At 62.2% G+C, this 12,606-nt stretch carries 10 protein-coding genes and 1 pseudogene; 6 read left to right on the top strand and 5 right to left on the bottom strand.

All coding sequences use genetic code 11. The annotated features are described in order from the left end of the window. Positions 1–136 precede the first annotated feature (136 nt). The 3 genes from Q4610_RS15325 to Q4610_RS15315 all read left to right on the top strand — a co-directional run bounded on the left by Q4610_RS15325 (position 137) and on the right by Q4610_RS15315 (position 3,217). Entirely contained in the window at positions 137–1,249 is a 1,113-nt protein-coding gene (locus Q4610_RS15325) for an alkene reductase (protein ID WP_304536838.1), read from the top strand. 3 nt (positions 1,250–1,252) lie between these two features. Further along, positions 1,253–2,338 carry an MBL fold metallo-hydrolase gene (locus Q4610_RS15320; RefSeq protein WP_304536837.1) on the top strand — a complete coding sequence of 362 codons (1,086 nt, stop codon included), beginning with the start codon at positions 1,253–1,255 and terminating at the stop codon, positions 2,336–2,338. Between the two features lie 84 nt (positions 2,339–2,422). After that, positions 2,423–3,217 (top strand): enoyl-CoA hydratase-related protein, encoded by a 795-nt coding sequence (locus Q4610_RS15315; protein WP_304536836.1) that lies wholly within the window; start codon positions 2,423–2,425, stop codon positions 3,215–3,217. 301 nt (positions 3,218–3,518) lie between these two features. Here Q4610_RS15315 and Q4610_RS15310 read toward each other — a convergent pair whose 3' ends face one another. Both Q4610_RS15310 and Q4610_RS15305 read right to left on the bottom strand, forming a co-directional pair. Further along, positions 3,519–4,754: an acyl-CoA dehydrogenase family protein gene (locus Q4610_RS15310; protein ID WP_304536835.1), complete on the bottom strand. Its 1,236-nt coding sequence runs from the start codon at positions 4,752–4,754 to the stop codon at positions 3,519–3,521. After that, positions 4,751–5,857 carry an acyl-CoA dehydrogenase family protein gene (locus Q4610_RS15305; RefSeq protein ID WP_304536834.1) on the bottom strand — a complete coding sequence of 369 codons (1,107 nt, stop codon included), beginning with the start codon at positions 5,855–5,857 and terminating at the stop codon, positions 4,751–4,753. The genes Q4610_RS15310 and Q4610_RS15305 overlap by 4 nt, the downstream gene beginning before the upstream one ends. A gap of 348 nt (positions 5,858–6,205) precedes the next feature. On the opposite strand from Q4610_RS15305, the gene Q4610_RS15300 reads away from it, so the two are divergent. Next, complete coding sequence (locus Q4610_RS15300; RefSeq protein WP_304536833.1) at positions 6,206–7,405, top strand: MFS transporter; 1,200 nt, start codon at positions 6,206–6,208, stop codon at positions 7,403–7,405. 26 nt (positions 7,406–7,431) lie between these two features. Here the strand turns inward: Q4610_RS15300 and Q4610_RS15295 are convergent, their stop codons facing one another. Beyond that, entirely contained in the window at positions 7,432–8,472 is a 1,041-nt protein-coding gene (locus Q4610_RS15295) for an alcohol dehydrogenase family protein (RefSeq protein WP_304536832.1), read from the bottom strand. 45 nt (positions 8,473–8,517) lie between these two features. Beyond that, on the bottom strand, positions 8,518–9,483 hold the full coding sequence (locus Q4610_RS15290) for an SDR family NAD(P)-dependent oxidoreductase (protein ID WP_304536831.1): 966 nt from the start codon (positions 9,481–9,483) through the stop codon (positions 8,518–8,520). A 304-nt stretch (positions 9,484–9,787) separates the two neighbouring features. Between Q4610_RS15290 and Q4610_RS15285 the strand changes: the two genes are divergently transcribed. Together Q4610_RS15285 and Q4610_RS15280 are read left to right on the top strand one after the other, a co-directional pair. After that, complete coding sequence (locus tag Q4610_RS15285) at positions 9,788–10,807, top strand: NADP-dependent oxidoreductase (RefSeq protein WP_304536830.1); 1,020 nt, start codon at positions 9,788–9,790, stop codon at positions 10,805–10,807. An 83-nt stretch (positions 10,808–10,890) separates the two neighbouring features. Further along, a complete protein-coding gene (locus Q4610_RS15280; protein ID WP_304536829.1) occupies positions 10,891–11,271 on the top strand; it encodes an EthD domain-containing protein in 381 nt (126 codons plus the stop codon). A 36-nt stretch (positions 11,272–11,307) separates the two neighbouring features. On the opposite strand, the pseudogene Q4610_RS15275 reads toward Q4610_RS15280, so the two are convergent. Further along, positions 11,308–12,238: pseudogene (locus tag Q4610_RS15275) on the bottom strand (IS3 family transposase). Positions 12,239–12,606: the final 368 nt, after the last annotated feature.

Genomic DNA, 12,606 nt, shown 5'->3' with positions numbered 1-12,606 from the left:
CGTCGCTACAATCTATGCGTATATTTAATCGATTGAGCAAGTCGCTCAGCAACGGGGTAGCGCAAAAGAGCCTACATGATCGCGCCACGGCCGAGGTGGCAGGCGGACCGCCCGCAAGCAATGGCAAAGGCAGGACATGACGGAACAGGGCAGCATATTCGACGGTTTCGAGCATCGCGGGGTGAGATATGCAAACCGCGTCGCATTTTCGCCGCTCACGCGCGCGCGCGCTTCGGCCAATGGCGTTCCCGACCATCTGCAGGCGACATATTATCGCCAGCGTGCGGGCGCCGGTCTCCAGATTGCCGAAGCGACCGCAGTGCTGCCGGAAGGGCATGGCGGTATCTGGACCCCAGGGCTTTACGACCAGGCACAGGTCGATGGCTGGCGCCTGACAACCGATGCGGTTCACGCGGCAGGCGGCAAAATCTACGCGCAACTATGGCATGCCGGGCGCCTGTCGCATTCTTCCTTCCATCCCGACGGGCTGCCTCCTGCGTCGCCCGCCGCGATCGCGGCGCAAGGACAGGTACATATCGCGCAAGGTCGCGTCGATTATGAGGTGCCTCGCGCCTTGCGCGCAAGTGAGATCGACACGATCGTGCTGGCGTTCGAACGGGCTGCACGCAACGCGATGAATGCGGGTTTCGATGGCGTCGAGATTCACGCCGCACATGGTTATCTGCTCGACTCATTCCTGCGCGACGCGATCAATGACCGGACGGACGACTATGGCGGCTCGCTGGAGAACCGGGCGCGATTTCTTGTCGCCGTCCTCAGGCGAGTGGTCGCTGCGATCGGGCCTGACAAGGTCGCGGTGCGCCTGTCCCCTGACACCCAGGCCGGCGGCATGCGCGACAGCGATCCGCAGGCCACGTTCAACTATGTCATCGACCAGATGAACGCGCTCGACATCGCCTGGCTCGACCTCGTCGAAGGCAACAATCTGGTCAGCCGCGACATTGCGGACGGAATCGACGTCGCAGCGCTTGTCGTCCGGTTCAAGGGCGCCGTCATTCTCAATCACGGCTATACACTGGACATGGCCAATGCGGCGATCGGGTCCGGCGCAGCCGACATGATCGCCTTTGGCCGTCCCTTCATCGCCAATCCTGATCTGGTCGAACGCTTTCGCCATGGCTATCCGCTGGCTGAGGGGAGCCGTTCGACCTGGTATGGTGGTGGCGCAGAAGGATATAGCGACTTTCCGACCTACCGATCAAACCCCACAGAAACAGCCGGGAATTAGACATTGGCGCCTGTCCCAGACGAAGCCCTGTCGCAGGGCTTAGCGCAAAATGACCCGGCGTCGCTGGTCTACCCGCTGAAGATCACGCCGCCGATCGGCGAAGGGACCGCGGTTGAAATCGCCCCTCGCGTCTACTGGCTGCGCATGCCGCTGGGGTTGGAGCTTGGCTACATCAATGTCTGGGCCCTTGAAGACGACGATGGGTGGAGCCTGGTCGACACCGGCCTGCGCACGCCCCAGACGGTGGAGGCATGGCACCGCGCCTTTGCCCATACCCTGGGTGAAAAGCCAATCCAGCGTATCCTCGTCACCCATCTTCATCCCGATCATAGCGGCATGGCCGGCTGGTTGGCGAACCGGACCGGCGCACGTCTATGGATGACGCGGCTGGAATATCTTACGCTGCGTGTGCTGGTGAACGATATCGGCCGCGAAGCGCCTGTCGAGGGCTTATCCTTCTATCGTGCGGCCGGATGGTCCGAACCGGCGCTCGATCGCTACCGGACCCGTTTCGGTGATTTTGGCAAGATGGTGTATCCTATCCCCAACGCCTACCAATGTATGATGGATGGCGACCGGATCATGATCGCCGGGCAGGAATGGCAGGTCGTCGTGGGCGTCGGCCATTCGCCCGAGCATGCCTGCCTATACTGTCCGACACTCAAGCTTCTGATCGCAGGCGATCAGGTTTTGCCGACCATATCGTCCAACATATCGGTGCAACCTTTGGAGCCGGAGGCGGACCCGCTGACCGATTGGCTGACCACGCTTGCCACTGTCCGCGATCGCGTGCCGGAAGACACGCTGGTCCTCCCGGCCCATGGCGATCCATTCCTGGGACTGCACCAACGCATTGATCAGTTGCTGTCAGGGCATGAACGATCGCTGGTACGACTCGCCGAAGCGTTGGCGCAGCCCAAGCGTGCCGTGGATATATTTTCCGTGCTCTTTCGCAGGCCGATCACACCGGAACTGCAAAGCATGGCGACGGGCGAGAGCCTGGCACATCTGCATTGCCTGCGGCATCGCGGCATCGCGCAACGACACACGGATGCGGACGGCATCGCCTGGTGGTCGCGCGCCTGTTGACGGTCGTACGGACCAGCGCGGTCCCGGTTTCGACTAACGCCCCGGAATTCAGGCCAGTGACATGATCGAAATGGAGCACGACAAATGACGGCGACATATGAACAGATATCGGTCGAGGAGGCCGGCGGCATCGTCACCGTCACCATCAATCGTCCCGAAAAGCTAAATGCCCTGACGATGCAGACTCTTGCGGAACTGACCCACGCGATGGATTGCGTGCGTGACAGCGGAACCGCCCGTGTAGCGGTGCTGACCGGCGCCGGTCGTGCTTTCTGCTCTGGGGCGGACCTGTCTGCCGGGGGTGGCGACGGCGATGGCCCGCCCGACATGGGTGCGGGCCTGGAAACGGGCTTCAACCCGCTGCTAGAGCGCCTACGCCGGCTGCCTGTCCCCCTGATCACGGCGGTCAACGGCGCTGCGGCGGGTGGCGGGTGCGGTTATGCGCTGGCGGGCGATATCGTCATCGCGGCGCGTTCCGCCTATTTCCTGCAACCCTTCGCCAATATCGGACTCGTTCCCGATGTCGGCGCCACCTGGATGTTGCCGCGTCTTGCCGGCAAGGCCAGAGCGACCGCAATGATGATGCTGGGGGAAAGGGTGTCGGCCGAGCAGGCGTACGAATGGGGCATGATCTGGCAAGTGGTCGATGATGCCGCACTGATGGCGACGGCGCGGACATTCGCTGATCGCCTCGCCGCCGGGCCGACGGTCGCCTATGGCCTGATGCGCCAAGCCATCATCGACGGGCTGTCCTCGACACTGGGCGACAGCCTCGCAAGGGAGCGTCGTGACCAGTTGATCGCCGGTCGAACGACCGATCACGCCGAAGGCGTCGCCGCATTCATGCAAAAGCGCAAACCGGCATTTCAAGGCCATTGACGCGCGCATGGCCCGCAGGGGACCGGCGCGTCCGCGTTCGTCAATTCACCCCGCAGCCACCGTAGCCATTCTTCAAAGACGGTGAGACGTCGCGCATTGGGCAAGGGGACGGAGCCGATGATCCCGCCTTGCCCTGCGCAATCACGCGTTCGGGCTGCGAGGTGACGAACAACAAGGACGCGATCATCGGAATGGGCAGCCGTCCCTCAAGAAGCTTTGGCATGGTCATGAGAGCAGGCACCTATTGATCGCGCCGTCGCAACGCATTGGAAGGCGGGCCGGACGGCCATTGCGCCTGTAATCAACGCGCGGCCGCGCCTGACGGTATCTCCTTGAACGGCAAATCCTTGTCCACGCGAATGTCGGCCGGGAGTCCCAGAACCCGTTCGGCGATGATATTGCGCAGGATTTCGTCGGAACCGCCCTCGATCCGCGTCGCTGGCGAGCGCAGCAGCATGGCCTGGAACCGTCCCTGGTGGACCGCCAACAGGGGATCTTCCACCAGTCCGGCCTCCCCTTCCAGATCGAGCGCGAACTGCGCCACTTCCTGCATCAGGCTGCCGGCGACCAATTTGCCGATCGAATTTTCCGGGCCTGGCTGCTCGCCGCGCGAGAGGGCGGAGATGGACCGGAAGGCCGTATAGCGCAGTCCGCTTGACCGGGCGGCGAATTTCGCGAGCCGCGCAATGACGGCGCCGTCATCGAGCAGGTCCATGTCCCGGCACAGGTCGAACAGTTCAGGAACGCCGGTCGGCATGCTGCCGCCGATCGACTGACGTTCGTTCATCAGGGTCGTCAGCGCCACGGACCACCCCTCGCCCACCGCCCCCAGGCGCTGCGCGTCGGGGATCCGGACGTCCGTGAAATAGACCTCGTTGAACGAACTTTCCTGATTCATCTGCCGGATCGGCCGGACTTCGACGCCGGGCGACTTCATGTCGAGGAAGAACATGGTAAGACCGCGATGCTTGGCGACGCCGGGGTCCGTGCGGGTGATCAACAGGCCCCAGTCGGCGTCGAGCGCCCCCGACGTCCAGATTTTCTGGCCATTGATGACCCACTCGTCGCCGTCCCGTTCCGCGCGGGTGCGGATGCCGGCCAGATCGGAGCCAGCGACCGGCTCGGAGAAGAGCTGGCACCAGATATCCTCGCCGGCGGCAAGACGCGGCAAAAGCGACCGCTTCTGCTCCTCGCTGGCCCAGTGCATCACGGTCGGCCCGCACATGCCCAGTCCGATAACGAATGGCCCTGCAAGCTTGGCGTAGACACCCTCTTCCTGGCCCCAGATCACCTGCTCAATAGGAGAGACCTCGCCGCCGCCATAGATTTTGGGCCAGCGCGGCGCAGCCCAGCCGGCACCGGCCTTCTTTTTTTGCCAGGCTTTGGACGCGGCGAGCGCGTCGGTCGATTGCAGATGCAAATGCCCAAAGCCGGCGACCTCCAGCTCCGGTTTCAGCGCATGGGGTGCATTGTCCGCGATCCATGCGCGGGCACGGGCACGGAAAGCGGCTTCCTCGGGTGTGTCGTCAAAGTTCATGCTGCGCTCCTATAGGCGGCCACCAGCTTGCGCTCCCAAAGGGGCGATGTGCCCAGAACCGATGCGAGGTAGCGGGCGCGACGATAATGAAGATGGCAGTCAAACTCCCAGGTGAAGCCCATGCCGCCATGCGTCTGGATATTGTTGCTGGAGCACAGCTTATAGGCTTCGATGGCCGAAACCCGTGCCGTTGCCGCCGCCAGCGGCAGTTGTGGCGCGTTCGTCGCCAAAGCCCATGCGCCATAATAGCTGTTCGACCGCGCCAGCTCCAGCGACACATACATGTCGGCCAGCATATGCTTGATCGCCTGGAAGCCGCCGATGGGGCGCCCGAAAGCGTAGCGGCCCAACGCATAGTCGCGCGCCATGTCGAGCGCCGCCTGCGCGCCGCCAATCTGTTCAAAGGCGACGAGAATGGCGGCGCGGTCACGCACGGCGTCGATCAGGCCCAGCCCCTCGCCAGCCGCGCCAAGCAGTTCCACAGCGACACCGTCGAACAGGATCTCCGCCTGGGGACGCGACGGGTCGATGGATTTGACGGCGCGGCGCGACACGCCCGCGCTGGCAAGATCGACGAGATAGAGGCTGATCCCCTGGTCGCACCGCGCGGCGACGATCGCCAGATCGGCGACCAGTCCGTCAGATACCGGCCATTTGCGCCCGGTCAGCTTTCCGCCGGAAACCTGCGCACTGATCAGATCAGCCGCGACATTCCCCGCCGCCTCCGCAACGGCAACGGTTGCAATCACGTCGCCGCTCGCGATCCTGGGCAGCCAGGTCCGCTTCTGGGCGTCGGAGCCTGTCATCAGGATCAACTCGGCTGCCTGATAGAGGGACGAAACCGCTGGGAGGGGCGCAAGCGCCCTGCCCACTTCTTCGGCGACCAGGCACAACTCCAGATAGCCAGCCCCTGCGCCCCCGAACGCTTCGGGAATGGCGGCGGCCAGAAAGCCCTGCTCCGACACCTGCTTCCACAGCACCGGATCGTGACTATCGCCTGAATCAATCACCTTTCGCACGGTCGAGATCGGGCAGGCCCGCTCAAAAAAGCGGCGCACATCGGCCTGTAGCGCCCTTTGTTCTTCAGAAAAATCCAGCTGCATAACCGCCTCAATCCATCAAAACCGCGCGGCTGAAATATTCTGGACAGGCTTTGACGCCAGCATTGCGCATCCAAAATTTCCGCACCGCCTCCTCCGCCCGTGACACCGACGGGACAAGCCTGCCAGTGCCTTAACGGTTCAACTAATTGAGAGCAAGTGCGGCTTGGCGCTTATCAGCGTTTCAGCGCGAATGGCTTGCCGCGATTGCCACAAACGCTGCGGATCGCAATACAAAGATGCGCTAGTTAATGCATTAGCTATTGTATCCCGCTCGATCTGCCGCAACTATATGCCAAGCAGGCCGCAACAGGCAAAGCCCTTGTCCCGGCGTGCGAGAGGAGCGAGAGGATGACAAGCGCCACGTTGCCGGACGTTCCGGCTGCACAGGGAATAATCTTGGCATTGGTTCCCGTAATGGTCGTGCTGGCGGTCGTCGTGCCCCTGCCCGTCATTCCCGCCATGATCGACGCGTTCCGCACGGAACCGGGCGTTACCCTGGGCATTTCGCTGGCAGTAACGATGCCGACCCTGGCTATTGCCGTCGCGGGCATATTGCTGGGCATAGTGGGGGACCGCGTGCCGCGCCGCACGCTTCTGGTCATGGGGACTGCCAGCTACGCATTGCTCGCGCCGCTGCCGCTCTGGATCCATTCGCTATGGCTTCTCATTGTGTCACGCTTCCTTCTTGGCCTTGCGCTGGGCGCGATGACGGTCGCGGCCGTGGGTCTGGTCGGCGACTATTTCACTGGTGGGCGGCGCGCTTTCTGGTTGTCAGCACAGGGCAGCTTTCCCGCCGCCGCGACAATCGCCGCCGCGCTGCTCAGCGGATGGCTCGGTGCCTATGGCTGGCGCGCCCCGTTTCTCATTCTGCTCGCGGGCATCCCGCTTTTCGCGGGGATGCTCTTGTTGCGCACGCCTGTTCTGGACAATGCAGTCGATGATGCCGCGCCCGCGATGGTGCAAGGCGATAGCGTTATCAAATGGCGACCGTTGGCATGGATCTTCTTTTTGACCGTGCTTGCATCCTTCATGATGTTCGCGGCCGCGTATGAATTTGGCTATGTGCTCGTCGATCATGGGGTCCGATCGACGGCGCTTATCGGTCTGGTCACTGCCATTCTGGGTGCGGGGGCGGTGTTGGGCGCGCTTGCGCTCACCAAGTTACGCCGCCTCGTGCCGGAGGCCCAGCTGGCGCTCTGCTTCCTGATCGGTGCGGCGGGGCAACTCACCGTCGCGCTGTCCGGTGGGGCGGCCGGCTGGATGGTGGGAGCCGCTATCATCGGCCTGTCGCAAGGTGCGATCGTGCCCGTCCTATCGCTCTGGCTGCTCGATTACGTGGATGAGCAAGGCAGAGGGCGCGCCGTCAGCCTGTTCCAGACGACCCTGTATCTTTCTCAATTTGGTACGCCTCATCTGGCGCGTTATGTCGCCATGACCCACGGGACCGCTACCGGCGGGATGCTAGTCTACGCGATGTCGCTGGCGGGCCTGGCGATAGTCCTTGGCGGCTACGCGGTCTTGGGCAGTCGGCGCGGCCGGTCGGCTTGACCGGCCATCGCCATGGCCCTTCCTTTTCAATCAGGAGTGAGCACCATTTTGAGCGCGCCATTGTCGCGGCGGTCGAACATGGCATAGGCTTCCGCCCCTGCGGAGAGCGGCAGCCGATGGCTGATATAGCGTTCGGGCCGCAGCCGGCCCGACTGCACCAGCGGGAATAGCGCCGGTAGCTCCTCAGGCACGGAACAGGTGCCGAGGCGAAAGGTTAACCCGCCTGCGAAGGCACGCTCCAGCGGAAAGGCGTAGCGACGCGCCTGCTGGACGCCGATGACCGAGACCGTGCCACGCTTCGTCACCAGCCGCAGGGCCAGGTCCACGGTCTTTTCCGCTCCGACCGCTTCGATCACGCAATCGAGCTTTCGCCCCTTCGTCGCGTCTCGGATCGTTTCGATCGCCTCCGCCGGGTCCAGTGCCACGGCGCCTGCCTGCTCGGCCAGCGTCCTGCGCTCCGCTATGGGATCGATGGCATATACGATCTGCGCCCCCATCACATAAGCCGCTTCCACCGCCATCAGGCCGATCGGTCCTAGCCCTACGACCGCAACGCTTTTGCCCGGCTTGATGTCTGCGTTGCGCGCGCCGAACCAGGCGGTGGAGAGTGCATCCGTCATCATCAGTGCTTGTTCGACAGTGATCCCGTCTGGCAATCGGACCGCGTTCATGTCCGCTGCCGGCACGCGGAACGCATCGGCCTGTACCCCTTGGAGCGCGGAAGACAGGCCATAGCAGGTGCCCGAACTGGTATCACAGCCCAGCACATTGCCGGCCAGGCAGGATCGACAGGCACCACAGCCCACAGCGGCCGGCATCATCACCAGATCGCCGGTCTTCACGCGCGAAACCGACCGACCGACCTCCATCACTTCCCCCACCGCCTCATGGCCGATACAAAAGCCGACATCTTCGGAAAAGCCATGACCATGATAGATATGAAGATCGCTGCCGCAGATGGAGCAGGCGACCATGCGCACGATTGCGTCATGATCCGACTGAAGCGCGGGATCATCCACGCTTTCATAGCCGATATCGCGGGGGCCGTTGTAGAGCAGCGCCTTCATGGTATCGTCGTCCTTTCCTGTCGACAAAATGCTGGCTGTCGGCGACTACAGCGGCAGCTCGCGCTCGACGATTGTTTCGATCTCGGTCCAGAGCCGATCGGCGCTTTCCGGGTCGAGCGCATAGGCCGACACCCCATGATAGCGTGCGGGCTTGGTCAGTAGTTCGGCAACCTTGTTGTCCTCCAGATAGAGCGGCCCCTTGCCTCTCAGCGCCGGGCTAGTTGCGGCCCAGACTGACGTGGAAGCACCACGGGGCACGTCCTTGAACAGATCGGCTACGGGCTGTCCTTCGGCTGTGGTCGAACTGAATTGCGTGAGGTCGCTGTCGTCGAGCGACCGGCTCAGTTCGGTGCGGATCATGCCGGGATGCAGGGCGAAACAGGAAACGCCTTTCGGACCCAGCGCCTTTGCCGCCTTTACCGCGAGCAGGACATTGCCTGTCTTCGACTGGCCGTAGGCGGACCATTTTTCATAGGGCCGGCGTTCGAACTGGATGTCGTCGAAGTGAACCGGAGACATATGATGCGCCGTCGAACTGAGCGAAACGAAACGGCCATCGTCCGACTGGGCCAACGCGCGGGCCAGACGGCTGAGCAGCACGGCATGCCCCACCACGTTGGTCATGAATTGCGATTCGATCCCCTTCGCCGTCCGTTGCAGCGGGCAGGCCATGATGCCAGCATTGGCGATCAACATATCAACCGGCCGTTCAAGCGCGAGTACGGCATCCGCAAAGGCATCGACGCTTTCCACGGACATGAGATCGAGCACTGCCGAGTGCACGATTTGGCCTGTTTCGGACAGTTTCTGAGCCGCAGCAGCGACCACCTGCGGCCGCCGTCCGGCGATGAAGATGTCCGCCCCGGCCAGCGCCAGCGCCCGCGCCGTCTCCAGCCCGAGCCCAGCCGCGCCGCCCGTGATCACCGCCAGCTTGCCGGTCAGATCGACGGCGCGAGCGATCTCTTCCGCCGAACTGTCCCTGCTGTAGGCGCTTGCCACCGCTTCCTGCATCCGTTCCTCCTGTTCTCCGAAGCGGATAGGTGCACGGATAACGCGTCGTGATCAATGGTCAATTATCCGATCGCTTAAGAACTCGTCCTGGCCATATGGCTTTGCGTAAACCGCCGGGCAATCCGTCCCCAGAGACATTGAGGCCGGAGGGCCGTTCCCAGCTTTTTCTAGCGGAGCGGTTGACCTCATCCATGTTTAGTCGATAACTTAAATGGAATCGGACGACGCAGATGCGCAATCGGGCCTGTTGTGAGCGCGCTATCCTATCCGACCCACCGCTTGGACGAATAAGAAAGAAGAAACGATGGCTCAGATGAATCGTCAATGGGTTCTCAACAATCGCCCGGACGGCGCGGTCGCCGCAACGGATCTCACGCTAAAGGAAGCGCCGGTCCGCCCGCTGGCGGACGGCGAGATACTGGTCCGCAACATTTACCTCTCGCTCGATCCCACCAACCGCCTTTGGATGAGCGATCGCGAACAATATCTGCCCCCTGTCGGGATCGGCGACGTCATGCGTGGCGGCACGATCGGCGTGGTCGAGGAAAGCCGGTCATCGCGCTTCGCCGCAGGCGATATCGTCATGCCAGGCGATGCGGGCTGGCAGCTTTACACTGTCACGCACGAAAAGATGACCAGCCGTGTGCGCACCGTGCCGGGCGTGCCGCTGACGGCTTATATGTCGGTGCTCGGCAGCACCGGCATGACCGCATATTTCGGCCTGCTCGACATCTGCGATCCCAAGGAAGGCGAAACGCTGGTCGTGTCGGCGGCTGCGGGCGCGGTGGGGTCGATCGTAGGGCAGATCGCAAAGATCAAGGGCGCCCGCATTGTCGGCATTGCAGGCGGGGAAGCCAAATGCCGCTGGCTCACCAATGAGCTCGGATTCGATGCGGCCATCGACTATAAGAATGAAGATGTCGGCGCGGCATTGGACCGGCACTGCCCCGATGCCATCGACATGAACTTCGAAAATGTCGGCGGTCCGATCATGGACGCGGTCTTTTCACGAATGGCCAAACATGGCCGCATGGCACTGTGCGGCATGATATCGGGCTACAATGCCGACGGGCCCTTGGCCGGCCCCACCGATTTCGGTCAAGTTCTGATGAAGCGGCTGACCATTCGCGGCTTTATCGTCATCGATTATTTCCCGCGCGCGCGCGAAGCCATCGCCGATCTGTCGCAATGGATCGCAGAGGGACGCATCCGCTGGAAGGACCATGTCGTCGATGGGATCGAGAATGCGCCGTCCGCGCTGGAACGTCTTTTCACCGGCAACCATGACGGCAAGCTCATGGTGAAGATTTCGCCGGAGCCTTGAGGGTCAGCGACGATATTGTCAAAAATCCGCGCGGACGGCCGTTTAGACGGATACGCCGTCTGCATTCTCTAAAGGATGCACGAATGATCAAAATCCTTTTCTGCCTTCGTCGCTTGCCGGGCCTGTCACAGGAAGAGTTTCAGGCCTACTGGTACGACAAACATGCGCCCCTTGTGCGTGAACATGCGGCGGCGCTGGGCATTCGTCGCTATGTTCAAAGCCATTCCTTCGCGCATCCCCAATTGCAGCCCGCGCTGGATGCCCGGCGGGGTGAGGTCGCGCCCTATGACGGCGTCGCGCAGCTTTGGTACGATAATGTCGATGCGATGCTGGCCCTGAACGACAAGCCCGAGGCGCGCCGCGCCGGGAAAGCCCTGCTCGAAGACGAGCGACGCTTTATCGATCTTCCTAATTCGCCGCTGTTCTACGCAGTCGAGCGAGAGATTATTCCTTTGGCGATCTGAACCGCGCCGGGATTGCCGGAGGCATTGGGTTGTGAGTCACGCTGCCATATCGATGTTGTCTGCGGCAGCATAATATTGTTCTTCGGCTTCGGCAGGCGGGATGTTGCCGATGGGCTCCAGCAGCCGACGATGGTTGAACCAGTCGACCCATTCGAGCGTGGCATATTCGACGGCTTCGAAGCTGCGCCATGGTCCACGCCTGTGGATCACCCCGGCCTTGTAAAGGCCATTGATCGTCTCGGCCAAAGCGTTGTCGTAGCTATCACCGACGCTGCCGACCGAGGGGTCTATCCCAGCTTGGGCGAGGCGCTCGGTGTACTTGATGGAGACCTATTGCGACCCGCGATCGCTATGATGGATGAGACCGCCCCGATGGGCCGGCCGTCGATCGTGAAGCGCCTGTTCCAGAGCATCGAGCACGAAGCTGGCATGGGCCGTTCTGCTGGCTCGCCAACCGACAATCCGCCGAGCATAGGTATCGATAACGAAGGCAACATAGACGAACCCCGCCCAGGTCGCGACGCAGGTGAAGTCCGACACCCACAGCATGTTCGGTGCTGGTGCGTAGAACCTGCGGTTGACGTGATCGAGAGGGCATGGCGCCGCCTTGTCACTGATCGTTGCGCGCACCGGTTTGCCCCGGATCACCCCTGCCAAGCCCATCTCGCGCATCAACCGCGCGACTGTGCAGCGGGCGACCGGAAAGCCTTCCCGCATCATCTGCCGCCAGACCTTGCGCACGCCGTAGACCGCGAAGTTCTCGGCGAATAGGAACGCCCGCGCGCTTGCCGCTGTCGACCTCAGCTTTCTTCACCCATTCATGCAGCGTCGGCGACGAGCAGCCGATCTTCTCGGCAATCGATACAACCGTTGCCCAGCGCGATGGATGATCCCGCTCGTGATCCAGCACCATCCGGATCGCTCGATCGCGCACCTCCGGCGCAAACTTGTTCGTCGTCTTGCTCATCGTAGACCCTTCCTCTCAGGAGTTAGGGCCTCCGGCAATCCCGGCGCGGTTCAATGGCAACTTCAAAATATCTCGAATTTTTCGACGTTGTGTTATACTTGTACCAAACAGCGGCCTGAAAGATTTAACATATCATATATTTTTATCGATTTATCTGGGGCCGGAAATGCTCGACCTTCGCCGATGACGCCTCTTTGCTGCCTGGTCCTCCCCGCGCATTGCGCTGACCCGGCAATCACATCAAACGGCATCATATCATGGAGATGCATGCCATCCATATGATTTTATCTTAGCATCATCCCCCCTCATCCCGCCAGTGGGCATCCCCGCGTCCTGACCAGGGCGCGCGCGTCCTGCCTGCCGCACTG

Origin of the sequence: Sphingobium cyanobacteriorum, from assembly GCF_030580935.1 — a bacterium.
GTDB lineage: Bacteria > Pseudomonadota > Alphaproteobacteria > Sphingomonadales > Sphingomonadaceae > Sphingobium > Sphingobium cyanobacteriorum.
This window is presented reverse-complemented; position numbering and strand designations above follow the sequence as displayed.

Excerpts from the sequence above, each read along its gene's own strand:
- Q4610_RS15315 (WP_304536836.1), top strand. The coding sequence starts at position 2,423 with ATGACGGCGACATATGAACAGATATCGGTCGAGGAGGCCGGCGGCATC.
- Q4610_RS15290 (WP_304536831.1), bottom strand. The coding sequence starts at position 9,483 with ATGCAGGAAGCGGTGGCAAGCGCCTACAGCAGGGACAGTTCGGCGGAA.
- Q4610_RS15300 (WP_304536833.1), top strand. The coding sequence starts at position 6,206 with ATGACAAGCGCCACGTTGCCGGACGTTCCGGCTGCACAGGGAATAATC.
- Q4610_RS15280 (WP_304536829.1), top strand. The coding sequence starts at position 10,891 with ATGATCAAAATCCTTTTCTGCCTTCGTCGCTTGCCGGGCCTGTCACAG.
- Q4610_RS15295 (WP_304536832.1), bottom strand. The coding sequence starts at position 8,472 with ATGAAGGCGCTGCTCTACAACGGCCCCCGCGATATCGGCTATGAAAGC.
- Q4610_RS15285 (WP_304536830.1), top strand. The coding sequence starts at position 9,788 with ATGGCTCAGATGAATCGTCAATGGGTTCTCAACAATCGCCCGGACGGC.
- Q4610_RS15310 (WP_304536835.1), bottom strand. The coding sequence starts at position 4,754 with ATGAACTTTGACGACACACCCGAGGAAGCCGCTTTCCGTGCCCGTGCC.
- Q4610_RS15305 (WP_304536834.1), bottom strand. The coding sequence starts at position 5,857 with ATGCAGCTGGATTTTTCTGAAGAACAAAGGGCGCTACAGGCCGATGTG.
- Q4610_RS15325 (WP_304536838.1), top strand. The coding sequence starts at position 137 with ATGACGGAACAGGGCAGCATATTCGACGGTTTCGAGCATCGCGGGGTG.